The sequence below is a fragment of the Bdellovibrio sp. ArHS genome, assembly GCF_000786105.1.
In the GTDB taxonomy this organism is placed as follows: domain Bacteria; phylum Bdellovibrionota; class Bdellovibrionia; order Bdellovibrionales; family Bdellovibrionaceae; genus Bdellovibrio.
On record NZ_JTEV01000013.1, the window covers coordinates 107828 to 129766 of the forward strand.

Sequence of the window (21939 nt, forward strand, 5' to 3'; positions counted from 1 at the left end):
GCCGAATACTGGACTAGACATAAAAAGGGGTCGTCGTGAAATCAACGGGCTTTTTGCTACTGGTGCTAATTTCAACAAGTTCATTCGCCTGGAAAAACTCTGATCAAGGGCGTTTGCTGCAGCCACAGTTTTCAACGGCACCGGCTTGTGAAGAACGTCCCGAATTTTTAAGCGAGATGCGCGCCGACTTTGTGGGGGCTTTGTCAAAACTGCCCGAAACCTTGCTGGTGGCGCGAGACGCGGAATTTTATGTGGAGGGTCAGTCGCAACAGACAAAGCTTTATGGCTATCAATCTTTTCTGAAGGGACCGTATTCTGAGCCCCAGGTTCTTTGTGGCAGCTCAACAGAGAGTGGCGCAAAACGCTTTTCTTTATTCGCGCCAACTTTGATCGACACCTATAAAAACCCCAAGGTGGGCCAAAGTCTGTGGCAGTTTCAGATGATGAGTGATGGGGCCAAATTTTCATTTTGGAATTTAAAAAGCCCGTCCTTTCCGCAGAAAGAACAGTTGGAGTCGTGGATTCAGAGCACGGGGGCGCAATACAAGCTGTATCAGCGTGCCCACAATGAGTACGAACTTTTGCTGGTTAAAAAAGACGGCGAGACGACGCAGTACCTTTCTGTCCGCTATGATGCGGTGAAATCACTGAAATAGAACAGTCGCAAAGCCACCGTAAGGCGTGCGTAGGTTTGTCACCTGTCCTTGATAAAGGCGGGCCAGAACCAGTTGTAAACGCCCTTTGTAGGCGTAACAGCGCAAATCAAATTTGAACTTCTGAGGGCCTTCAGGTGTTTCAAAAGTTTGTTCCGGGGCTGGTACAAATTCCTGCGCAATCATGTCCTGGCCGACGATCTCTTGAAAGGCTTTATTGCTGATCGAGGCGCCTTTGTAGGACTGTTTTGAGCCGAAGGCGTTCTTAGGCTTAAAGAAAAGTTTTTTTCTTTCCGCCCATACCTGTTCAGCCGCTTCTGGTTTCAAGTCATAGGAAAATGGCACAGTTTGACGGATCAGTGCCGCTGCCGCGGCTTCAACGCCTAAAGATTCCAAGAAGCCTGCTTGCATCCAGTCGATCATGCGTTGTTTGTCAGCCAAAAGCAGGTACTCATAAGGATTTGGGGATAGGCACACTTCGCGTTTTAGGAATTTCTCACGCAGCTTCTGACTTGCAGGTGCTGTTAAAAAGAAGTCGGTATAACGGTTGTAAATAAATTCAGGGTCAAAGTCCTGAAAGACTTCGCGATAGTCCATAATGCGCGAATCCCAACCAAAAGATTTATAAAGCTCGTTATATACCAGAAACTCCACATACAGGCGTTGTTCAGAAGGAGTTTCATCGATGATGGCGACCTTCAGTTTTTCAGAGGCTGTTTTGCCTTGCAAATGCAGTTCTTCGCGAATATCCGCGCCCATTTCAGACAATGAAAAGTCTTTGATCGGAAGGGCGTGACCCTTCATCTGGTACATTTCGTAGCCAAGTATTAGAAAGGCCGCATTCGTGTTAACTTCGATGAGCTTCAGGTTTTGGTTTTCATCCAAATGAAAATCATAGCTCATCATAATAGACTTGTTGCCGGGGTCTTGAAGACCTTTTTCTTGGATCAAGTCTTGATAGTGCGCGCGATAAGCAGGCTTTTCGCGAAGAGCAAAAAGTGTCGCGACCACTTCTTGCGCCTGTTTTAAGACAGAAGAAGGCAGCTCGACCGCGAAGGGCGAAATCAGATTTTCAGAGACGATATCCTCTAGAGGCTTCGTCTGAAGCCCCGGATAAGACGATCTTAATTGCTGAATGAAATCTGATTTCGTATTCATGGCTACTTCAATGGAGAAATATGTGAATCACCTTTTTTCCAACCGGCCTGGCATAGTTCGCCCGATTGGCAGCCTTGAAGAACGCGCAGGATTTCTTTAGCGTCGCGGCCCACAGAAGTGTTGTGAATGCCCATGTACTGAATTTTTTGTTCAGGGTCGATAATGAAAGTTCCGCGAGTGGCGATGCCACGGTCTTCGAACAGTACGCCGTAGTCGCGGGCAATACGTTTTGTGAGGTCCGCAAGAAGAGGATATCCCAAATTTCCCAAATCATCGCGCAACCAGCGTTTGTGAGAATGAACTGAGTCAACGCTGCAGCCCATAACTACGGCTCCGGCGGCAGCAAAATCACTGACGTGCTCGCGGAATTGCGTTAGTTCCGTCGGACATACGAATGTAAAATCCAAGGGATAGAAAAAGAGAACAACCCATTTTCCTTTGTAATCACTTAAAGAAAGGTCCTTCACTTCGCCAGAATCGAATACAGCTTGTGTTGTGAATTGGGGTGCGGGTTGATTAATCATTGGCATAGACACTGTCTCCTTGCATCTGCTATTTATAGTTGCTCCCACTGGGGAGGAAACTCAAGGAGAAACTGTGAAAATCGTCTCTTGGAATGTGAATGGAATTAGAGCCTGCTATAAGAAGGGCTTGATGGAGTTTGTGAATGCTGAAAAGCCAGACATTTTTTGCGTTCAAGAAACAAAAGCTCACATTGATCAGGTGGAAATTGAAACCAGAAAATTGGGTTGGGAATATTCTTTTTGGTCCTCTGCGACGAAGAAGGGTTATTCCGGAGTTGCGACATTCGTTCACCAAGATCCTCAAGCGGTGCAGTTTCACTTCGACAATATTCCAGAGTATGAAGCTGAGGGTCGCATCGTGATGTCTGATCACGGCGCTTTTGATCTGTACAATATCTATTTTCCCAATGGTGGCTCAGGTGAAGAGCGCCATGGATTTAAACAGAAATTTTTGAAAGATCTAAACATTCATCTTAAAGAGAAGTTAAAAACGGGACGTCAAGTCGTCGTGGTCGGTGACTATAACGTAGCTCATGACAATATCGACGTGCACGACCCGATTCGTCTTTCCAAAGTCAGCGGATTTCTGCCTGAAGAACGAGCGTGGTTTGATTCTTTTCTGGAACTGGGCTTCATCGACACCTTCCGTTATTTTAAACCAGCCGAAGCAAAGCGTTACTCGTGGTGGGATATGCGCACATTTGGCCGCGTTTCTAACAAAGGCTGGCGGATTGACTACATTTGTATCTCAAAAGGCCTTGAGAAATATCTTTCTTCAGCAGATATTCTCGATCAAGTTCAAGGCTCCGACCACTGTCCTGTCGTCGCGACGTTGGACTTGTAGTACCAGGTTCCTTTAAAGGAGTTGCAATGTTCTTTATTCCCTTTCCCCTGGTGATCGCAGAAATTGTGATCTTCTTTCTTGGCGTTCGTCACTGGGGCTTTTTAAATACTTTGGGCCTTTATCTTCTTCCCTGCCTGTTAGGGCTTTTGATTGTTTCGACGGTAGGTCGTTTGGCCATCATGAATTTGCAGACCACGGTGATGCGCGGGCAGCTTCCAGCCTCTAAAATTCTTCATTCAGGCGCGATCTTTATTTCCGGATTGCTGTTTTTGGTGCCGTCTTTTTTCACACGCGTGCTGGGGCTGATTTTGTTTTTACCTGGTCTTCGTCATTTGGCGGTGTGGAGATTTAAGCTCTACATGGCCAAGCAAGTTGCAAAAGGCGTGAATGGTTTTGCAGGTGGCTTTGCGCGGGGGCCTTTTGGTTTTGGCAATGCGGGAATGGACTTTCGTTATTATGAGTTCCGCAATGACGGGCAGGGTTTTCGTCGAACAGAGGACTCAGCAGGTCCTCACAATGAGCGTGAGGTGGGTGAGGCGAACATTCTTGACGTCACGCCTATTAAAATAACCCACGAAGAAAAGAAGAAAGACGAGCAATAAAAAAGGCACCCTGGGGTGCCTTTTTTATTTGGCCGAAGAAATCACGCGGCCTTTTTGATTAGACACGATGGGGCCGAAGTATTTGCGGAACATGCTTTGTCCCAGATGTGCCGACTTCACAGTCCAGAATTTTTTGTTCACAGTGATCGCCGCGACAGCAATTTTTCGTTCATCGTCCAAAGCATAGCCAACAAACCAGTCAACGCGGCCGCGCGGATTATCGCCGGTCAGATGGCCTGTTTTTCCACCCATCTCAATTTCGCGGAACTTGCGATCTTTCACGATCGGTCGGAAAGAGCGACGCGAAGTTCCCGCCACAACAGTCTGCTCCATCAATTCGCGCACTTTCGCCGCAGACTCTTTGGTCATGATAGTTCCATTGGTCAAAGTCGCGCCTTGATAAAGAACCTCGCCCTTTTCGTCTTGAACTGAGTTGAATAGATAAGGAACGACGACTTGTCCGCCATTAGCGACAGCGGCAGCGATCATGGCCCCTTGTACGGGACTCATGCGGTTGGTTTTATTGTACCCCGAAGCGACCTCGGCAAGTTCAAAGCCTTTTCCGGGCGGAACATAGGCGACCCCCATGTCCACGGGAAAGTCTGTCGGAATCTCTTGGTTGAACATGTAACGGTTTGCGTATTCGTTCAGATCTTCGGGGTGAAGGTTTTCAATGCTTAAGCGCCCAAAGGCGGTGTTGATCGAACGTGCGAAAGCATCCTTTAAAGAGATCACATTGGTCCAACGGGTCACGCGATCAGAAAGAACATTCTTTTTGTAAAGAGTGTAAGCGCCGCCGTTGTAACGAATCTTGTGTTCAGGATTCACGCCGGCTTTATCAACAGCGGCAGTGGCCGTTACGACTTTAAAGACGGAAGCGGCCGGGAAAGTGGCCTGAAGATTTAAGTTGGGAGCCGATGGATTATCGCGCTGAAAACTCGACATCGCCAACACTTCTCCAGTCATCGCATCGATCATAAAGATCGCACCGTAGTCAGGCTTGTAAGATTTCAAAAGACGATCGGCCTCCTTCTGAAGGCTGTCGTCGATAGTGTAAGACAGTGTTACGGGGTGTTTGTCGCCGTCCCAGCTAATATCCATTTTTTCTGGCAGTTGGTTGGAGCGAATTTTTTCTCCCACGGCTTTTGCGATGTGGGTTCGTTGCTCAAGTTGAGTTTGAATTTTTTTAAGAGCGGGAGCTTCTTGACTTTCAGAGGCGGTGAAGCCCATCAGAGAATAAAGAGCGACGAAGCTGGCCCCAGAAAAAGCGAATAGTTTTAACAACTTATATTTGTTTTTTGCGCGCATTATTTAATCGTAGCATCAACTTTTAATTGGTTACAAGGCCAATCTCAGAAGAAGACACCGGAAAGCCTCATCCGGAGCCCATTTCAAGGCTATTCTCGCGTGACTCTCGAGCGGACTTGGACTAAAGACTTAAATACATGAAGACCAAAGAACGTATTCTCCTTACCTCCATCGAACTCTTCAACCGCAGCGGTGTCGTCGCGATCACCACAAACCACATCGCTAAAGCCATGGAAATCAGCCCTGGAAACTTGTATTTCCACTATGACAACAAAGAGGAGATTCTGGTCGAGCTTTTTAAACGAATGGCGAAGGAGACCTACAATGTGTGGCGTCCTCGTCGCACTAAGAAGGTCAGTCCGTTAGAGTTCATCAACGAAAACTTCGAACTTTACTGGCGCTATCGCTTTTTCCACCGGGAGATGTATGCTCTTCGCCGTAAGGATCAGCAATTGGCCAAGATGTGGCGAGCCCATATCCAAAAGATGTTGAAATTGATGGTGATCCTGTACCGTCAGTGGGTGAAGGACGGCAAAATGGCGAAGATCGAGCAGCTGTCAGAAATGCAGTACATTGCGGAATCCTTGCTGGCGATGGCGACGACATTCTTACAGTTCTTTGAATCCGCAGAAAAGCAGCCTGGCAAACGCAGTATTGATCGAGGTCGCCGTCACGTCGCTCGTCTTCTTTTGCCCTACACCGCTGGCGAAACAAAGGACGAGTTTGAAAAATTTCTAAGGTCTTAGCCAAAAATGTCACCTGAGAACGAATTAAAGGTGTTTTCAGGTGGCAGAGTCATTGCTTTAAAGCAGTCCAACTGACTGAAAGGCAACGACAATGAAAACCATCGCTACATTCTTCTGCGTAATTCTGTTTACCTCAGGTTCATTTGCCGCTTCTCAATGTGCGCAACTGAAAGAAGAGCTGAAGGCTCTACAAACAGCGCAGCAACAAATCGTCGCAAGCCTAGTCAACAATCATGAAACATTCGCTTCATCCATAGAGGAGTATTCTTCTGTTGTCGCAACGGCAAAGGGGCCAGCTGTAAAAGCCGTTTCTGCGCAAATGGATGAATCCGCACAAGCCTTCCGCACTCGCGGAATTCAGGGAAAAAAGATGGCTGTTAAGTTGAACGCCGCGACCGGAGATCTTCTGGCGCGCGTGGCTTCTTGTCTGAAATAACAGTCTTAGAGGCATTCTCTTGGGGGAGAAGGTCTTACTTTTGAAAGGCGATCTGGTTCAGGTCGCCTTTCTTTTTTTATCTGCATTAGCCTAAAAATCATTTCGGTGTGTCCTAACATGAGACTTTTAAGCCCTTTTTAAGGGGTGAGATTTTCTTTTGGGGAGGTTCGCACTACAATATAACGCGTCGCAGGAATTAAAGAAGTCGCATCGAAAGCGAGATTGAAATTGTAAGATCTGACGTGAGAGCGAGTTTTTTGAGGACTTCGGATCGGCGCATCCATGGCTACATTTAAATATTCATTAAGATTTTCATGGATTTGTTTAATTTTAAGTTAATGTAAGATTTTTTAGTTGCAAAATTTACAATGGTAGAACTTAATAGGTCAGTTCCAAATTGGCACTTATGCTGGAAGGAACAGGGGGGCAATATGGCTATCTCTGAAAAGCTTATCGCTGAATGCAGATCGAAGCTTTTGCAAACGAAGCAAGACATCCTGAACAGGGTTAAAGAAGCTCGTTTGAACTTGGACCAGAACGAAGAAAAAGGCGGCGATGAGGGCGACCAAACTGTCCGCGTGCTAGCAGAGCAAGAATTCTTGAGCATGCACGAAAGACTTCGTTCCCAATTGATGGAAATCGAAAGTGCACTAGCACGTATCGAAGGCGGTTCATTCGGTTACTGTGAAGAAACCGAAGAAGAAATCGAACCAGAACGTCTGCGCGCGATTCCTTGGACTCGTTTAAGCATCGAAGGTGCTGAAATTCGCGAATCCATGAACAAACGCTACGCTCGCGGTTAGTTCAAAAATTTTGAATTGTAATTTATCTCGAGGGGATTAAGGGGGAGTGCTGCGCGCTTCCCCTTTGTTTTTCACCAGAAACCTCTAGGCGCTTACTAAGTGAAGTTCTGTGGCCAGATTGTACCCTGAAGAAGAATCTGCACCACTTTTTCAAGTCCGACCTGATCGGCGCTATCGAAGCGATTTAAGATAGGTGCATCAATATCCAAAACGCCAAGAAGGCGATCTTCATAAATTAACGGAACGACAATTTCTGATTTTGAAGCCGCATCACAAACAATATGACCAGGAAACTCATCGACGTTAGCAACGAGCTCTGTTTTTAACGTCTTGGCGGCCGTCCCGCAGACCCCTTTTCCTAAGGCAATTCGCGTGCAGGCGGGTAATCCTTGAAACGAACTCAATAGCAACTCGTTATTGTGCAAAAGATAAAAACCGACCCAATTAATATCAGGCAGATGTTGTTTCAGCAGTGCCGAGACGTTTGCCAGGTTTACGAACCATTCTTTCTCAAGAAGGCCGGCAACTTCAGATTGCAGCTCTTTATAAAACTTCGCTTTATCTTGATAGCTGATTTGAGTGTGTGTGCTTTGCATTTTGCTTAAATATCATAAAACGCAAAATGCGGGGAAATTCTTTAAGAAAAACTTGGTCATCCCTGACGCAAGTAAGATTTAGTGAAATTTACGGATAAGGCCCACGACGATACCGCGGATTTCGACTTCTTCAGGTGAATACCACATCGATTTCATTGTGGAGTTTGAAGGACGAAGTTCTACTAGTTTTTCGCTAGAACCGCTGTCGGGACGCGCGCGCACGTAGATGCGTTTAACCGTGGCTTCATTTTCTACCGTTGCCACGACAATATCGCCGTTAGAGGCCGAATCCTGTTTTTGAACTAAAATAATGTCTTCATCAAAAATGCCGTCTTCAATCATCGAATCGCCCTGAACTTTGAGGGCAAAGGACTTTGAAGGATTGCGAATCATAGAAGGAGGAACATCAACAAATTCGTCATGTTTCAGGGCTTCGATCGGCTGACCCGCAGCCACTTTGCCAAGAAGGGGAAGGGACAGGACCTCATCACGTGCCTGGAGGAGCTGTGAGCGGTGAGATCCTGTCGTCGTCGAGACCTTTTTCGAATGAAGATGTTCCTGCACAGCGCTTGCTGAGTGGAGCACCTGGATCGCTCGCTTTTGACCCAAAGGGTTTTCGATGTATCCCTTATTCGTCAGTTGCTTCAAGTAATTCTGAACAGAATTAAACGAAGCTAAGCCGAAGTGATCCTTAATTTCTTGATATGACGGAGAAACTCCTGAACTTAAGATATGGCCCTCGATAAACTCGAGAACAGATTTTTCTTTCGGTGTCAGTGGGGGGAGGGGCGTTTTCTTCGTCATAACTTACATATGAACTTACAGTGTAAATAATATGTAAGTCAATAGTCTTTTTTTTAAAAATGTGAAAGGTCTGGAAGCGCCGCAATGGCCGCGAAATTAAGAGTGGGTAAGCCACTCAGGTTTCCAGAGTCACCCGGGATTCATGATGATAAAAATACCTTTCAAACCAAATCACTACAGGAGTATTTCATGAAAACATGGTTCAAAGGGACGATGGCAGCGGCCCTCGTCGTTTCATCCGTGGCTATGGCAGGCATCATTTCAAAAGACGAGGTCAATCGCAAGATCGCGGCGATCGCGGCAACCTATACGAATCCTACAACGAAGGTCGAAGCCGCTTTCACTGAACTGCGGATGGATGCTGTTCGCACTCTAGATTTTGCGTTGCAAGCTTTTGCTTACAAAAAAGGTCCCGCGAATGAACTCTATCTGCGCGTCAACAATGCCTCTTATCACTTTGGTGACGGAACAGCGCCGCGAATTGCGGGTGATGTTGCAGTTCAGTTTGATCTCGTGAAAGCCTTCGGGCAGCAGGTGCTGAATGAGTTTGGCGGCCAACTTGAGGATCTCGCGAAGTCGTTGATCAGCGACTACGGTCAGAAGTATGGCGATGCTATTGATGTGGCGGTAGTCATGGACGAATTACAGAAGGATGTCGATGGAAATATCATTTCCGCGAAGATGCGCCTTCGCGCCGTCGTTGATTTTAAAAAGCTGCCGGCCAATTTGCCGATTGAAGACGTCGAATTTAAGTCTTTGCAAGCCCGTATCGGAGCCGATCGCGGTGGACTTACCGGAAGCCTCGAAGTTTTCGTAAATCCGGCATTCAAAGGCTTTAATGCGGACCAGCCGGGACTGAAAGAATTCATCGAGAAACTGTTGGTCGATGATAAAGAGACCTTAGAATCAGTGGCTCGTAATATTCAGATGGTCGACGATATAGCGACCTACTTAGTGACCCATACTCCCGAAGAAAAGCCGCGACCTCAGCCCTAAATAAATCCGTTCTTGTAGGCCCCTCAGTGGGCCTTTTTTATTTTGCGAAGAAGAATCAGCTCTTTGTAGCGGGTGTCAAAATCCTCGACAGGGACGACGCACAATGTGTCCTTTGTGGGACTTGGCTCCAGCCAGTGCGAGTATAACCGTTCTGAGAAGGAACGAGAATTGCCACATCAATTGTTGAATATTGTTGAGGTGTGCAAATGTTTAAGAAACAGGTCTTGTTCGTGTCGTCACTTTTAATGGGCTTTAATGCTATCGCGGCAGAGGCCATTTCCGAGCAGGGCCGATTGGCTGCTGAAATGGTGCGTGTTTCTGGAGTCTACAATCAAATTATCCAGGACATTTCTCAAAGTAAAAGCGGGAATGAATTTGATGAACACTACCACAAACTTCGCGCTTTTATCGTAAATCCAGGTAATGACAAATTTTCGGGTATGGCGTTGTGCCTTCAGCTAAAATCTTTACCTATTGGCGAACTGGAATACGTTCAGTCGATCATCGAATCCGATGATGCGGCGATTTCCTTGAAGGATTGTAGTGGCGATCTAGAGCGCAAGCTGATGATCGCAAACCTGACTAAGAAAGCCTCTTTGAATTTGGATTCCGACATTCAAAAGATCCGCCGTATCCCCTTTGAAGAACGAACTGTTCCCAATCTTGACTACCTGTCTATGCAGGGCTTGAACGATAAAGAAGTGATGCTGACTTTTGACGATGGCCCCACACAAAGAACAACGGCCCCTATCTTAGAGGCGTTAAAGAAGGCAGGAGTAAAGGCAGCGTTCTTTTCGACAGGCCGTCAGGCTTTGCAGAACAGGGATTTGACTCAGCGAATTTTGGCTGAGGGTCATCTTTTGGGTTCGCACTCTTTTTATCACACGCTGATGATGGGCCGTGAAGTCAATCGTGGCAAAATGTCTTACGACTACTTTCTTTCGGAAATGATTGGTGGCCACGTAGGCGTTTACGCATCTGCGGGTTATATCGATCCCTACTTCCGCTTCCCCAACGGCTGTATGAATAAAAACATGCGTCGTAATGCGACTGAGCTGGGTCTGAAGATCTTTGGTTGGAGTGTCGATAGTTTCGACTGGCAATATGGCGTTTCCAAATACAAAAACGATGAAGAACGCCGTCAGTTGATCTTACAAAGCTTCTTGAAGGCGCTGAAAGGCAGCAAGAACCGCGGTATCGTTCTTATGCATGACGTTTTTAAGCAATCTGCAGAGGCTTTGCCTTTGATTTTGAATTATTTGGCCGACAACGGATACAAGGTTGTCTTGTTAAAGCCTGAAGACCGCAACATGAATAGCCGGGCTGATTTGCCAGTAGTGACGCAAGCTGTGAATTTTATGAAGACATATAACGTGAAAGTCTTGGATTTGAAGCCTCGTGCTGATCAGAGTGGTGAGCCTGTTTCTCCGCGCGGTTATGAACCTGAAAGATTCCGTTACCGCGATATGTTTCCTCAGTTGAGCTATCAGGATTCTCCGATCGACCCTTACACAACGGCTTGCGAAAAGTAAGATTCTAACGGGACAGCTGATTCACACAGTGTGCTAGGCTGTCTTGTGCATAACGGGAAAGGACAAAAAAGTTCTTTCCTGTCTCTTTATCAAATTCTTCAGTGTATAAATCTGATACATCCGAAATTCTTTCGATCATGCAGCCGGCTTTGCGTTGTGCGATCTCCATATGCACTAGGCACATGCGATTACGCAATGAGCAGCGAAGGCTTTCGGCACGTATATGCGCCGGGCTCACGTCATTAATGGCTGCAATCAGGGCTTGTTCTTCTTGAGCGGATACGAAGGCCACAGCGGGCCCGCTAGCAAAAAGAACAGAGAGTGTAGCGAGAGTTAAAACGAACTTAATCATAGAAGCCTCCTTGTTCTGAACCATGCTTCATGATCCAGTTCTAACAAGGGACTCTATGATTAGTAAAAGGTATATAAAGAAATCAGATATTCACTGAACGAATATTATTCCTTTTTAGGACATTCCTTTTTCTCGACGCAAGTCGGTTTAGCTACGGTCGCAACGACGGGTTTCGCTTCTGAAGCGACCTGGCGTGATACTTTGGCAACGGGTGTTGTATTTTTCGCATAGCTAACGGGGGCCATGGAGCAGTTTTGATAGAACAATATCACGATGGGATTAATCACCAACATCGCTACAAAACTAAAACCGCCACGATTCACCATACATCCTCCAACCTGAGTCTAAATTTCCACACCCTTTACCTTACGGACGAAAGGCAGCAAGACTTTAGTCAATTAGTAAGAATTCTCAGCTTGGTTCAAAAAAAGGCACTTTCTCATCTTGAGAGATTCAAAACTTCGGAGATAATAAGGAAGTGATGACAAAAATAACGAAGACAATCCTATTTGGTCTGATGTTTATGTCGGCCGTTGGCGCTAGGGCGGACTTTGCCAATCTCCAACAAGACTGCATCAATGATCTTAAAAAATTTCCCGGTGCATGGGATGACAAACTTTTAACGAAGGCTTGCGAAAAAGCTAAAGTGGAAGCTCTGTGTGTAAGCGCAGAGGGTCGTCCTATTTATCACTACGACAAAATCTCTTCCACACCTGGTGCAAAAAAAGTTTTGGTGTTCAGTCTGATTCATGGTGACGAAACGCCCGCGGGCACAGTTGGTCGCTATTGGATGGAAAGGCTTGAGGGCATTGATCCGCGCAACTCTTGGCGGGTCATTCCGGTGTTGAATCCTGATGGAGTGAAATACAAAACTCGTACGAACGCGAACAAGATTGATATCAATCGCAATTTTCCCACCAAAGATTGGGAAACGGGAGCGATTGAAAATTGGAAACGCACGACGAAATCCAATCCGCGTCGCTTTCCCGGTGAAGCGGGTGGAAGCGAGCCTGAAACCAAATGTGCCCTCTATCATCTGGAAGATTTTCAGCCGGACTTTATTGTGTCCGTTCATACGCCTTTAAAAGTTTTGGACTTTGACGGCCCCAAAGTAGCGCCGCCACCTAAGTTTGATTATCTTCCGTGGAAGTCTTTAGGAAACTATCCTGGCAGTTTGGGACGTTACATGTGGTTGGAAAGACAGACGCCCGTGTTGACTATGGAGCTTAAAGAAAGTCTTCCACCGAATCTTTCACCCTTTGAAAAATTGCAGGATATCATAGGTAGCCTGGTAAAGTTGGAGACGGGAAAAACTAAAGCCAATACGGCGGCGTCACCGACGAGTTTTCTTCCCGTCGCATTAGAACACTGATCCCAAAATGGAAACGAGGCTTAATCTAATGACTAAGTCTCGTCTCGGACAACCTCTTAGAAGTCAAATAACCAATAAATGGTATCTTTTATCCTCAAGAGATCGTTTCATGCTTAGTATAGCTCGAGGATTCCGAACGGGAATCCTCCAGTGTTAACAAGCACGAAGATTCGTCTAAATGCCTGTCCTTAGGAGTAGGAAAAGAGCTTTTTTAGAGCCCTATCTACATTTTGGTCCATCGGAACTTTCAAACAACTCAGATTCTCCTGAAGCTGTTCGACACTGGTCGCGCCCAATATCACACTCGTCATTCCCGGTTGATGAAGAAGCCAGGATAAGGCCAGCTGGCCCCGTGTGCAGCCCAATTCGTCCGCCCATTTTTTCATGCTGCGAACTCTTTCGACGTTTTGATCGTTGTAAAAAGTTTCCTTCAGCCAATCAATGCGCGATAAGCGCCCTTCGGTAATGCCGTTGTCGTATTTTCCGGTCAGCATGCCTGAGGCTAAGGGCGACCAAGTCACCAGTCCCATGCCGTGCTCTTGGGCTTTCGGGCGCACATTAAGTTCAAATTTTTCCCGCGCGAGCAGACTATACTGAGGTTGTTCAATTTGCGGTCGATAATATCCCCCTTGATCACAAACATCCATGGCTTCTTGAATCTGATCTGCGGTCCACTCGCTGGTGCCCCAATAAAGAATTTTTCCATGATGAATAAGATCATCCATGATGCGCACGGTTTCTTCGACAGGCGTTTCGGGATCGTAGCGATGGCAGAAATAAATATCTAAATAGTCAGTGCCAATGCGCTGTAAGCTTTTATTTACGGACTCAAGAATGTGTTTTCGCGAAAGACCACGGTCATTCACGTCATCACTCATCGGCCAAAAGACTTTCGATGAAATCACAAGTTCATGGCGTGGGAAATCTTTCAGAGCACCGCCCATGATGCGCTCGGATTCGCCTTTGGCGTAAATATCAGCAATGTCGAAGAAATTAATTCCGGCTTCATAAGCCAAACGAAGGATGCTGCGAACGGAAGTGAAGTCTTTCACTGTACCGCCAAATGTTGTCCAGCCTCCTAAAGACAAGGAACTCAATTTCAGGCCGCAACGACCTGCATTGCGGTAGGGCATATTTGGATTGAACATAGGGCCTCCTTAAAAGGAAGCCCATTATCTTAATGAAGAACGGGGTGTTGCAAGTAGTGATTGATTTCCACAATTCGGTCTTGCTGGCTAATGACAGAATCTTGAATCGCGACCAGTTCCTTCAGAAGAGCATCTTTAGCCAGCTTAATAGCTTGAAAGATGTCTTCGTGAACGCCCTCGGCCTCGACACTGGTGTCTCCTTCGCGAAGCACAATGGCAATGCGATAGAGCTTTTTGAGACCTTCCGCGGTAAATTCTTTGCCTTCTGTTTCATACTGAATCGCTAGTTTTTTTGGATCCCGAGCGACAACTGCGACGATTGTCTGAGGTGTCACGAAGGGTTCGAACTCCACGATCTGTTGATAGATGAAGGACTTAACCTCTGGATTCTGCTCGATAAGTTGTATGGTGGGGTTGAGAAGGGTCGTCATAGGCGGCCTCCTTTTCCTCTTACTCATAGTGTAACAATGTGGCTGAAATTTGTCTGGTCAAGTTGGCGGTGAAGCAAAAAATAAATTGAAAACCAATGGGTTTGATTTAGAATCCGGGCCCTAGACCTATGTCATGTATCAAGGTGAGATGGAAAATCAAAAAAGTGAAGTTAAGTTAGATTCGACGTGGAAACAGCGTCTTCAGGGTGAATTCGATTCTTCTCGAATGAAAACCTTGCGGGAATTTCTTGTGCAAGAATACAAGAATGGAAAGACGATCTATCCCCGCGGAGACGAATGGTTCGCGGCTTTAAATCTTACGCCTTTTGACAAAGCCAAAGTGGTGATCGTGGGGCAAGACCCTTATCACGGGCCAGGACAGGCCCACGGTCTTTGTTTTTCTGTCAGGGAAGGGGTGCGTTTTCCGCCCTCTTTGCAAAACATCTTTAAAGAATTGAATGCAGATTTAGGTTTGCAGATTCCCAAATCGGGCTGCTTGACCAAATGGGCCGAACAAGGCGTGTTGTTGTTGAATGCCGTTCTGACGGTCGAAGACGGCAAGGCGGCGGCTCATCAAGGCAAGGGTTGGGAAGAGTTCACGGATAAAATTATTCATCTCTTGAATGAAGAGAAGGAACATTTGGTCTTTATTCTGTGGGGTTCCTATGCCCAGAAAAAGGCTTCCTTTGTGGATCGCCAAAAACATTTGGTCATCGAGGCGGTTCATCCGTCACCGCTATCCGCGCACCGCGGATTTTTTGGCACGAAGCCGTTTTCAAAAACGAACACGTACTTGCGAGCTCACGGGATTTCAGAAATCGACTGGAGTCTTTAGCGGAAAGGCGTTGTCATGGAGTTTGGAAAACTGAGTTCCGTGGACAACGTAAACTGGGAGATTCCCAGTGATGATCCGGCGATGAGGCCCTTCCTGGAAAATTTTAAAGAAGGCCTGACCCACTACTACGTAGGCACTCCCGCCTGGGGGCATAAGGAGTGGATTGGCAAAATCTATCCGGCAAAGACTAAAACTGCGGACTTTCTTCTTCACTATTCTCGAAACTTTAACACTATTGAACTGAACACGTCTCACTATCGGATTCCGACATCGCAGCAAACCGAAAAATGGATTTCCCAGGTCACCGAGACCTTCCTGTTTTGTCCTAAACTTTTTCAGGGCATCTCGCATTCCGAGCAGGGAATGTTGGATAAAAAACTTTTGGCAGAGTGGTTCGGATTTTTAAAAAATCTGGGGCGTCATCGGGGGCCGTGTTTTGCACAATTCCCTCCGCACTTTGACTATAGCAAAAAATCTTTGTTGTTCTACTTCTTGCAGCAGTGGCCCGATGACCTCGAATTGGCTTTAGAGTTTCGGCATCCCAGCTGGTTTGAAAATGGCAGGATTCTTCCGGCTTTGACAAAGTATTTGCAGACCAGAAACATAGGTTTGGTTATCACCGATGTGGCCGGTCGACGAGACGTTTTACATACTTCTATCAGCGCGCCATTCACCCTGCTTCGTTTTATCGGCAACGATCTTCACCCCTCGGATCGCACGCGCTCTGCCGATTGGGCTCAGCGACTGAACTCCTGGTCACGGGCGGGCCTGCAAAAGGTCTTTTTTATGGTGCATGAACCCGATGATGTTCTGGCGCCGGAAATGGCTCAGATCGTAATACAGCAGCTCAATGAAGAGGCGGATGCGCAGTTAAACCCCTTGCAATGGTGTGCCGCTGCTTTGTCGTAATGTTTCTCAAATTGCGACGCCGGGCCTGGACTCTAGGCTTGCCACAATACGCCGATAAGAAAGTGATAAAAAAGGAGAGACTCATGAAGTGGATTTTATTCGCAGCCTTGTTAGCAACAACGACAGTCGGTGTAAATCCTGCTTTGGCCCGATCAGCTTCCCGTCAGCCTGCAAATGCTGAGGAGCATCGTTCTTTCGAGGACAATATCAAGAAAATCCGTGAGGATGATGAGGGCATCGTGGTGCTTTTCGTGAAGAACCCGGGTTCATACTATTTGCGTCGAGACGTTGAGAACTTCGACGGCCTTCGCAAAAAATTGGACGAGGCTTTTAAAGCCAAGAAGCCTGTAAGCGTCACGTTCGACGCTGTTCAGCTCAATATTCTTGAAGTGAAATAAGTCCCTGTATAAACTGGTTTCCGTCATAGGAGACCAGTTTATGAAACAAATTCTTCTTTCAATCCTTCTTTGTTTTTCCCTGACAGCTTTCGCGACTACCAAAGAAGAAGTTCAGCAAAAAACCAGCGAAGCCGCCTCCGCCGCCGCTGAATATTCCAAAGAACAAAAAGAACAATTCCAAAAAGACATGGATGCCAAGCTTTCCTCTTTGAAGCAGGAAATTGCCGACCTGAAGAAATCCGCTTCTGAAAAAACGGGTGAAGCCCAAAAAGAAATGAAAGAAAAGATCAAGTCTTTAGAGGCTCAACAAGCCGAACTTAAGAAAGACTTGGCACGACTTAAAAAAAGCTCGGGCAAAGCTTGGACCGAAATGAAAGCCGGAATGAGTAAAGCTTGGGACGTTCTTTCACAGTCCTACGCTAAAGCCAAAGAAGAATTTAAAGAATCCAAATAATGAAAAAAAGCACTCTGCTCTTTACATCGACGTTGCCATCTCTTTCCGAACTGGGTGAAGAGCTGCTATTAATTCACGACGAAATTTTGCCGCGAAAGTCGACGGCATTTAAAAAGTGGTCGCAAAAATTTCCTTTGAAGTATGCGGTCAAAGCCGGCGAGTCGTTAAAGTCGGTGGATCACTTTCCTCAGCACATCCGCAAAATTGTTCAGCTCTGTGAAAATGCCTCCAGTCGACGCCTGACCATTGTTGTGGTGGGGGGAGGCAGTGTTGGGGATTTTGGCGGTTTTGTTGCCAGCATCCTTAAAAGAGGGGTGAAGCTTGTCCATATCCCCAGTACGTGGTTGTCGGCCATTGATTCTGCCCATGGGGGCAAAACGGCATTGAATGTCGGTTCCGCTAAGAATCAAATTGGGACTTTTTATCCTGCGAACAAAATTGTTTTATGTCGCGATCTTTTATTTTCTCAGCCCGAAGCCAGAGCGTTTGAAGGCTTCGGCGAACTTTTGAAGATCTCTTTGCTTCAAGGGGGCGCTTTGTGGCAGGAGCTTTCCAGGGAATTTGAAATCACTTCCGCGGTGCTGTGGAAATATCTTGCGCGCGCGATTGATGCCAAGAACAAAGTTGTCGCAAAAGATCCCGAAGAAGTCACCGGACATCGCCATATTCTGAATCTTGGGCATACGGTGGGCCATGTCTTAGAGTCTTATTATCAGCTTCCTCACGGCATTTCCATCAACTATGGATTGGACTTTGCTCTGCGCTACAGTGTTCAGCTAAAAATTATGTCGGCAGTTGAGCATCAAAAGATCTCTCACGCCGCGGTTGCGGGCTATATGCTTTCGCCTTTGCGTGATGATCTTTTTCAAACCAAAGCTTCGGTTTTGAATGACTTCCGGAAGCTTTTGTTAAGCGATAAGAAAAAAACCAAATCCCAAACCCTTCGTTTTGTGTTTTTGAAAAAGCCCGGACAATGTGTGGTGCGTGAAGTGACCGTGGACGATGTTCTTGTCGAGATCTGTCGGCAAAAAGAAGAGGAACTGAATGGCTGATTTTCATTTTCAAGGCGAAATTCCGGGATCTAAATCGGTTTTCAATCGTGCCTTGATTGTGCAAAGCTACTTTCCCGTCTTGGATCTTAAGGGATTTTCTGATTGTGATGACGTTCGTCATATGCGTGAAGGCCTTAAGGACATCCGCGACCGCAGTCGCATCGACTGCGGTGAAGGGGGAACCACTTTTCGTTTTATGGCATTAAGGGCTTCTCGGCATAAAGGTCTTCATACGCTAGAGGCTGCTCCACGTCTGATGCAAAGGCCTCAGGCAGGTCTTTTAGATTTACTAAAACAACTGGGTGTCCAAGTACAAATCAAAGGCCGTGAGCTCTTTGTGGTCAGTGAAGGTTGGAAGAAGCCCCGCAAGCCTGTGCTGGTGGATACTTCAGAATCCAGTCAGTATGCCTCAGCCTTAATCCTGAATGCGTGGCTTTTGGATTTTGATTTAGAGTTTGAACTGGTGGGCGACAAAGTCTCTGAATCCTATTTTCTTTTGACCCTTGAAATGATGAAGTCTTTAGGAATGCGCCCTCAGAAGACAGAAAAAGGTTATCTTATCCCCGCAGGTCAGCGGATCAGCAAACTTGAATGGGTCATCGAGCCGGATTTAAGTTCCGCATTCACGATCGCCACCGCCGGAGTTTTAGCTGGTGAAAGTGTCATTCAAAACTTTCCAGATAAAAGTTCACAACCAGATTTGGCATTTCTGCAGATCTTTAAAAAAATGAATGTGGATTTTTCTGTGGATGAAGCAAGTCTTGTCACTCGTAAAAGCACTCAACTTCGTCCCGTCGATTGGAACCTTTCGCAGTCGCCGGACTTGTTTCCGGTATTGGCAGTTCTATGTAGTTGGACTCAAGGCACTTCGAAACTGTTTGGCGCGCCTCATTTAGCGCACAAAGAAAGTAACCGTATCGCGAAGGTGTCTGATCTTTTGTCTTTGATTGGCATCGAGCACGAGAACCTTTCCGATGGAATGATTATTCATGGCCAGTCGTCGCAGAAACTGATTGCTCAGGGACGCTTCAATCCCGACAAAGACCATCGTATGGTCATGGCTGCGGCTTTAATGAAACTTAAAGGTCACCAATTTGTGCTTGAAGAACCCCAAGCCATCAATAAAAGTTTTCCCGAATTTTGGGGGATGATAGGTGTCCAACCATGATCACGGTCGTTGTTGGCCATCGCGGCACTGGCAAAACGGAGTTAATGAAACGTCTGCAGCTTTACTGGCGAGAGGACGTGGACACGGTCGACTTAGATACCGAAATCGAAAAGAAAATCGGAAAGTCCATCCGCGAACTTTTTATGGAACACGGAGAAGCTTATTTCCGGGAAATGGAAAGGCAGCTTTTCTTAGAGATTTTGCAAAAACCTTCAAAAAAAACTTATCTGGTACTTGGGGCGGGATTTGATCTTTCTGTAATCCCGGAAAATATTCCCGTTCTTTGGGTGCAACGCGGGACAGATTTAGATGGGCGCATTTTTCTAAATCGCCCACGGCTGGAGCCCGATATTTCTCCGCTGGAAGAGTTTCACAAACGAGCTCAGGTGCGCCAGCAGCGCTATAGCGAAAGAGCGGATGAAATATATCTCATGCCAGAGGGACCGCTGGAAAACCATCATCGTGCTATGGCGGTGGAAAAAGAAATTCTGTCCCACACGTTAAATCATGTCAGCGGTATTCTGACGCTTTTACCTGAAGTCTTCAGCACTGATTTGCGCTGGTCCTTGTTTAAATCTCGTTATGCGAGTCGGGGCCTTGACTCTATTGAGTTGCGTGACGACCTGTTGACAGACGAACAAATGGAACGGGCTCTGCAAGAGATGCCGAAAGAAAAGTTTATTTTTTCTATTCGCAAATCGCGGGAATTTTCGCCGGCATTTTTATCTCGAGTCAGTTATGTGGATTGGGCTTGGGAGCTGGGCGAACCCACAGAAATTCTTGCGGCCGTGTCTTCGGAACGGCTGATCTTGTCTTTGCATCGTGGATTTGAATTCCTTGAATGGTCGCGGTGGGAAGAAAAAGTTGCGCATATGAAATTTGCGCCGGAAATTTCTACCTTTAAAGATCTTGCCGTCTATCACGAGTGGCAGCAAGAGAGTGTCAGTAAACGCAGTTTCCTGCCTCGCTCTAAGCAAGGCCGTTGGGAATGGTATCGTCGGCGCCAAAAGGGCCGACAGCTTTTGAATTTCATTCGTGAAGGAAGTGGCAGTGCGCTCGATCAGCCGTCTCTTTGGTCATGGCTGATGACGCCTTCTTCTGCAGCAGAATTTGCGGCGGTTTTGGGAGCTCCCGTTGCCCATAGTTTTACGCCCGTGGAACAGTCAGACTATTTTTCCAAGAAAGATATGCCGGTTCTGGCTGTGCACATTGAAAGGGAAGAGTGGGACGAAGCTTTACCCGTGTTACGAAAGCTGGGACTGACTCATGCGGCGGTGACCGCTCCTCACAAAGAAAATGCGGCGAAGCTGTGTCACCATCCGGAACTGAAGGCAGTCAACACGCTTTACTGGAATAAAAAACAGCAGATGTGGCAGGGAACTTCCACGGATGAAGAAGGTTTTGTTGAACTTATCGAAGGTGTTGGAATGCTGGCGCCACTGCAAAAAGAAATTTTTGTCTGGGGCGGAGGCGGGACTCTGGAAGTGATTCGCAAAGCTTTGCCTCATGCAAGTTACTTTTCTTCGCGAACCGCTTTGGTGCGTTCGGGCAGTGAAGGTGCTGACCTTCTTCAGCCAAAGATTGTGATTTGGGCGGCGCCGAGGTCTGCGGAAACTAAAATGCCGCCTACGCACTGGAATCCCGTGATGGTGTTTGATTTAAATTATAAAGAAGATTCCCTGGGGCGAGAGTATGCGCAAGCATGCGGAGCCAACTATCAGTCAGGGCTGGTGATGTTCACCGCTCAAGCGCAGGGCCAGCGTCTTTTCTGGCGTCACTGTGAGGAGAATTTATGAGCGCAAGTCAATTTGGATCTCGATTCGTGATTACGAGTTTTGGCGAAAGCCATGGTGCCGCCCTAGGAGTTGTAATCGATGGATGCCCGGCAGGCGTGCGTTTTGACGAAGGCCTTCTAAAGAAAGAACTTGAGCGCCGTCGCCCTGGTTCTCATGGGTCGGGGCAAATCGTTTCAGGTCGACAAGAAGCGGATGCGCCGGAGGTGCTAAGTGGCGTCTTTGAAGAAAAAACTTTGGGGACTCCCATTGCGATTGTCGTGCGCAATCAAGACGCGAGATCGCAAGACTACAAGGACATCAAAAACAGTCCTCGGGCCGGTCATGCAGATGATATGTGGAAGAATAAATTCGGGCACAGCGATCATCGGGGAGGCGGCCGTTCTTCGGGACGAGAAACTGTTTCTCGGGTGATGGCAGGGGCCGTTGCACAAATGCTTTTGCACGAAACCTCGCCCAAAACCCGTGTGATTGGTTATGCCTCACAAATCGGACCTTTTTCTTTGACGCCGGATGAACGAGTTCAACTGTCGTCTAAGAACATCGATTCTTTTCAGGCGCGCTTTCCATCTAGCCGTGATTCTGAAGTAGCAAGCCTACTGCAGTCAGCGCAGCAGTCCGGTGATAGTTATGGTGGTGTCGCTGAAATTCTTATCGAAAATCCTCCAGCTTATTTGGGCCAACCTGTGTTTCATAAGTTGAAGTCGGATTTGGCCCAGGCTTTCTTAAGTGTCGGAGCCACGAACGGATTTGAGTTGGGACTGGGGTTTGATGCCGCCGAAGTGAAAGGCACCGCATTTCATCAGGGTTCACAAGAGGCCTATGGCGGGATTCGGGGTGGCCTATCAACCGGAGAAAGTATTTTGTTGAAGGTTTCTTTTAAGCCCACCAGTTCGATCTTGGATGTTGCCAAGAAAGGGCGTCATGATCCCTGTATTGTGACTCGCGCAATCCCTGTACTGGAGGCGATGACATGGTTGGTATTGGCAGATCACTGGCTGTGGTCTAAAACAGATCATATCTAA

At 46.9% G+C, this 21939-nt stretch carries 26 protein-coding genes; 17 read left to right on the plus strand and 9 right to left on the minus strand.

Annotation, left to right across the window (positions count from 1 at the left end; all coding sequences use genetic code 11):
- Window positions 1-35: 35 nt before the first annotated feature.
- Entirely contained in the window at window positions 36-656 is a 621-nt protein-coding gene (locus tag OM95_RS07760) for a hypothetical protein (protein ID WP_041872201.1), read from the plus strand.
- On the opposite strand, the gene OM95_RS07765 is transcribed toward OM95_RS07760, so the two are convergent.
- Window positions 645-1811, minus strand: a complete 1167-nt coding sequence (locus OM95_RS07765) for a hypothetical protein (protein WP_041872203.1) — start codon at window positions 1809-1811, stop codon at window positions 645-647. The genes OM95_RS07760 and OM95_RS07765 overlap by 12 nt on opposite strands.
- Window positions 1812-1813: 2 nt before the next feature.
- Window positions 1814-2341: a peroxiredoxin gene (locus OM95_RS07770; RefSeq protein ID WP_291515847.1), complete on the minus strand. Its 528-nt coding sequence runs from the start codon at window positions 2339-2341 to the stop codon at window positions 1814-1816.
- A gap of 67 nt (window positions 2342-2408) precedes the next feature.
- Here OM95_RS07770 and OM95_RS07775 point away from each other — a divergent pair, with 67 nt between their 5' ends.
- Together OM95_RS07775 and OM95_RS07780 are read left to right on the plus strand one after the other, a co-directional pair.
- Complete coding sequence (locus tag OM95_RS07775; protein WP_041872208.1) at window positions 2409-3179, plus strand: exodeoxyribonuclease III; 771 nt, start codon at window positions 2409-2411, stop codon at window positions 3177-3179.
- 26 nt (window positions 3180-3205) lie between these two features.
- Entirely contained in the window at window positions 3206-3781 is a 576-nt protein-coding gene (locus tag OM95_RS07780) for an FxsA family protein (RefSeq protein ID WP_041872210.1), read from the plus strand.
- A 24-nt stretch (window positions 3782-3805) separates the two neighbouring features.
- Here the strand turns inward: OM95_RS07780 and OM95_RS07785 are convergent, their stop codons facing one another.
- Window positions 3806-5089, minus strand: coding sequence for a penicillin-binding transpeptidase domain-containing protein (locus OM95_RS07785; RefSeq protein ID WP_041872213.1), 1284 nt, complete (start codon window positions 5087-5089; stop codon window positions 3806-3808).
- Window positions 5090-5226: 137 nt separating this feature from the next.
- On the opposite strand from OM95_RS07785, the gene OM95_RS07790 reads away from it, so the two are divergent.
- From OM95_RS07790 to OM95_RS07800, 3 genes are all read left to right on the plus strand, one after another.
- A complete protein-coding gene (locus OM95_RS07790) occupies window positions 5227-5835 on the plus strand; it encodes a TetR/AcrR family transcriptional regulator (RefSeq protein ID WP_041872216.1) in 609 nt (202 codons plus the stop codon).
- Between the two features lie 91 nt (window positions 5836-5926).
- On the plus strand, window positions 5927-6271 hold the full coding sequence (locus tag OM95_RS07795; RefSeq protein ID WP_041872219.1) for a hypothetical protein: 345 nt from the start codon (window positions 5927-5929) through the stop codon (window positions 6269-6271).
- Window positions 6272-6702: 431 nt separating this feature from the next.
- Window positions 6703-7074, plus strand: a complete 372-nt coding sequence (locus OM95_RS07800; protein ID WP_041872221.1) for a TraR/DksA family transcriptional regulator — start codon at window positions 6703-6705, stop codon at window positions 7072-7074.
- 95 nt (window positions 7075-7169) lie between these two features.
- Here the strand turns inward: OM95_RS07800 and OM95_RS07805 are convergent, their stop codons facing one another.
- Window positions 7170-7670 carry a GAF domain-containing protein gene (locus tag OM95_RS07805; protein WP_041872223.1) on the minus strand — a complete coding sequence of 167 codons (501 nt, stop codon included), beginning with the start codon at window positions 7668-7670 and terminating at the stop codon, window positions 7170-7172.
- A 78-nt stretch (window positions 7671-7748) separates the two neighbouring features.
- The gene (gene lexA / locus OM95_RS07810; protein WP_041872225.1) at window positions 7749-8474 is read right to left on the minus strand and encodes a transcriptional repressor LexA; all 726 of its coding nucleotides are present in this window, start codon (window positions 8472-8474) and stop codon (window positions 7749-7751) included.
- A 189-nt stretch (window positions 8475-8663) separates the two neighbouring features.
- Here lexA and OM95_RS07815 point away from each other — a divergent pair, with 189 nt between their 5' ends.
- On the plus strand, window positions 8664-9470 hold the full coding sequence (locus tag OM95_RS07815; protein ID WP_041872227.1) for a hypothetical protein: 807 nt from the start codon (window positions 8664-8666) through the stop codon (window positions 9468-9470).
- A gap of 206 nt (window positions 9471-9676) precedes the next feature.
- Window positions 9677-11002, plus strand: coding sequence for a polysaccharide deacetylase family protein (locus OM95_RS07820; RefSeq protein ID WP_041872229.1), 1326 nt, complete (start codon window positions 9677-9679; stop codon window positions 11000-11002).
- A 4-nt stretch (window positions 11003-11006) separates the two neighbouring features.
- On the opposite strand, the gene OM95_RS07825 is transcribed toward OM95_RS07820, so the two are convergent.
- The gene (locus OM95_RS07825; RefSeq protein ID WP_041872231.1) at window positions 11007-11354 is read right to left on the minus strand and encodes a hypothetical protein; all 348 of its coding nucleotides are present in this window, start codon (window positions 11352-11354) and stop codon (window positions 11007-11009) included.
- Window positions 11355-11458: 104 nt separating this feature from the next.
- Window positions 11459-11680, minus strand: a complete 222-nt coding sequence (locus OM95_RS07830; RefSeq protein WP_041872234.1) for a hypothetical protein — start codon at window positions 11678-11680, stop codon at window positions 11459-11461.
- A gap of 155 nt (window positions 11681-11835) precedes the next feature.
- Between OM95_RS07830 and OM95_RS07835 the strand changes: the two genes are divergently transcribed.
- Complete coding sequence (locus tag OM95_RS07835) at window positions 11836-12726, plus strand: M14 family zinc carboxypeptidase (protein WP_041872236.1); 891 nt, start codon at window positions 11836-11838, stop codon at window positions 12724-12726.
- A 188-nt stretch (window positions 12727-12914) separates the two neighbouring features.
- Here the strand turns inward: OM95_RS07835 and OM95_RS07840 are convergent, their stop codons facing one another.
- Entirely contained in the window at window positions 12915-13874 is a 960-nt protein-coding gene (locus OM95_RS07840) for an aldo/keto reductase family protein (RefSeq protein WP_041872239.1), read from the minus strand.
- A gap of 29 nt (window positions 13875-13903) precedes the next feature.
- Entirely contained in the window at window positions 13904-14305 is a 402-nt protein-coding gene (locus OM95_RS07845; RefSeq protein WP_041872241.1) for a hypothetical protein, read from the minus strand.
- A gap of 148 nt (window positions 14306-14453) precedes the next feature.
- On the opposite strand from OM95_RS07845, the gene ung reads away from it, so the two are divergent.
- The 8 genes from ung to aroC all read left to right on the plus strand — a co-directional run bounded on the left by ung (window position 14454) and on the right by aroC (window position 21939).
- The gene (gene ung, locus OM95_RS07850) at window positions 14454-15140 is read left to right on the plus strand and encodes a uracil-DNA glycosylase (RefSeq protein ID WP_041872244.1); all 687 of its coding nucleotides are present in this window, start codon (window positions 14454-14456) and stop codon (window positions 15138-15140) included.
- 15 nt (window positions 15141-15155) lie between these two features.
- Complete coding sequence (locus OM95_RS07855) at window positions 15156-16049, plus strand: DUF72 domain-containing protein (protein WP_291515849.1); 894 nt, start codon at window positions 15156-15158, stop codon at window positions 16047-16049.
- A gap of 83 nt (window positions 16050-16132) precedes the next feature.
- Entirely contained in the window at window positions 16133-16447 is a 315-nt protein-coding gene (locus OM95_RS07860; protein ID WP_041872246.1) for a hypothetical protein, read from the plus strand.
- A gap of 40 nt (window positions 16448-16487) precedes the next feature.
- Entirely contained in the window at window positions 16488-16901 is a 414-nt protein-coding gene (locus tag OM95_RS07865) for a hypothetical protein (RefSeq protein WP_041872249.1), read from the plus strand.
- Window positions 16901-17953, plus strand: coding sequence for a hypothetical protein (locus OM95_RS17200; RefSeq protein ID WP_291515851.1), 1053 nt, complete (start codon window positions 16901-16903; stop codon window positions 17951-17953). The genes OM95_RS07865 and OM95_RS17200 overlap by 1 nt, the downstream gene beginning before the upstream one ends.
- A complete protein-coding gene (locus OM95_RS07875) occupies window positions 17946-19121 on the plus strand; it encodes a 3-phosphoshikimate 1-carboxyvinyltransferase (RefSeq protein WP_041872251.1) in 1176 nt (391 codons plus the stop codon). Before OM95_RS17200 ends, OM95_RS07875 begins: the two co-directional genes overlap by 8 nt.
- Complete coding sequence (locus OM95_RS07880; RefSeq protein ID WP_041872253.1) at window positions 19118-20917, plus strand: shikimate kinase; 1800 nt, start codon at window positions 19118-19120, stop codon at window positions 20915-20917. Before OM95_RS07875 ends, OM95_RS07880 begins: the two co-directional genes overlap by 4 nt.
- Complete coding sequence (aroC, locus tag OM95_RS07885; RefSeq protein WP_041872256.1) at window positions 20914-21939, plus strand: chorismate synthase; 1026 nt, start codon at window positions 20914-20916, stop codon at window positions 21937-21939. Before OM95_RS07880 ends, aroC begins: the two co-directional genes overlap by 4 nt.

Excerpts from the sequence above, each read along its gene's own strand:
- OM95_RS07765 (WP_041872203.1), bottom strand. The coding sequence starts at position 1,811 with ATGAATACGAAATCAGATTTCATTCAGCAATTAAGATCGTCTTATCCG.
- OM95_RS07770 (WP_291515847.1), bottom strand. The coding sequence starts at position 2,341 with ATGCCAATGATTAATCAACCCGCACCCCAATTCACAACACAAGCTGTA.
- OM95_RS07780 (WP_041872210.1), top strand. The coding sequence starts at position 3,206 with ATGTTCTTTATTCCCTTTCCCCTGGTGATCGCAGAAATTGTGATCTTC.
- OM95_RS07785 (WP_041872213.1), bottom strand. The coding sequence starts at position 5,089 with ATGCGCGCAAAAAACAAATATAAGTTGTTAAAACTATTCGCTTTTTCT.
- OM95_RS07790 (WP_041872216.1), top strand. The coding sequence starts at position 5,227 with ATGAAGACCAAAGAACGTATTCTCCTTACCTCCATCGAACTCTTCAAC.
- OM95_RS07795 (WP_041872219.1), top strand. The coding sequence starts at position 5,927 with ATGAAAACCATCGCTACATTCTTCTGCGTAATTCTGTTTACCTCAGGT.
- OM95_RS07800 (WP_041872221.1), top strand. The coding sequence starts at position 6,703 with ATGGCTATCTCTGAAAAGCTTATCGCTGAATGCAGATCGAAGCTTTTG.
- OM95_RS07805 (WP_041872223.1), bottom strand. The coding sequence starts at position 7,670 with ATGCAAAGCACACACACTCAAATCAGCTATCAAGATAAAGCGAAGTTT.
- lexA (WP_041872225.1), bottom strand. The coding sequence starts at position 8,474 with ATGACGAAGAAAACGCCCCTCCCCCCACTGACACCGAAAGAAAAATCT.
- OM95_RS07815 (WP_041872227.1), top strand. The coding sequence starts at position 8,664 with ATGAAAACATGGTTCAAAGGGACGATGGCAGCGGCCCTCGTCGTTTCA.
- OM95_RS07820 (WP_041872229.1), top strand. The coding sequence starts at position 9,677 with ATGTTTAAGAAACAGGTCTTGTTCGTGTCGTCACTTTTAATGGGCTTT.
- OM95_RS07825 (WP_041872231.1), bottom strand. The coding sequence starts at position 11,354 with ATGATTAAGTTCGTTTTAACTCTCGCTACACTCTCTGTTCTTTTTGCT.
- OM95_RS07830 (WP_041872234.1), bottom strand. The coding sequence starts at position 11,680 with ATGGTGAATCGTGGCGGTTTTAGTTTTGTAGCGATGTTGGTGATTAAT.
- OM95_RS07835 (WP_041872236.1), top strand. The coding sequence starts at position 11,836 with ATGACAAAAATAACGAAGACAATCCTATTTGGTCTGATGTTTATGTCG.
- OM95_RS07840 (WP_041872239.1), bottom strand. The coding sequence starts at position 13,874 with ATGTTCAATCCAAATATGCCCTACCGCAATGCAGGTCGTTGCGGCCTG.
- OM95_RS07845 (WP_041872241.1), bottom strand. The coding sequence starts at position 14,305 with ATGACGACCCTTCTCAACCCCACCATACAACTTATCGAGCAGAATCCA.
- ung (WP_041872244.1), top strand. The coding sequence starts at position 14,454 with ATGGAAAATCAAAAAAGTGAAGTTAAGTTAGATTCGACGTGGAAACAG.
- OM95_RS07855 (WP_291515849.1), top strand. The coding sequence starts at position 15,156 with ATGGAGTTTGGAAAACTGAGTTCCGTGGACAACGTAAACTGGGAGATT.
- OM95_RS07860 (WP_041872246.1), top strand. The coding sequence starts at position 16,133 with ATGAAGTGGATTTTATTCGCAGCCTTGTTAGCAACAACGACAGTCGGT.
- OM95_RS07865 (WP_041872249.1), top strand. The coding sequence starts at position 16,488 with ATGAAACAAATTCTTCTTTCAATCCTTCTTTGTTTTTCCCTGACAGCT.
- OM95_RS17200 (WP_291515851.1), top strand. The coding sequence starts at position 16,901 with ATGAAAAAAAGCACTCTGCTCTTTACATCGACGTTGCCATCTCTTTCC.
- OM95_RS07875 (WP_041872251.1), top strand. The coding sequence starts at position 17,946 with ATGGCTGATTTTCATTTTCAAGGCGAAATTCCGGGATCTAAATCGGTT.
- OM95_RS07880 (WP_041872253.1), top strand. The coding sequence starts at position 19,118 with ATGATCACGGTCGTTGTTGGCCATCGCGGCACTGGCAAAACGGAGTTA.
- aroC (WP_041872256.1), top strand. The coding sequence starts at position 20,914 with ATGAGCGCAAGTCAATTTGGATCTCGATTCGTGATTACGAGTTTTGGC.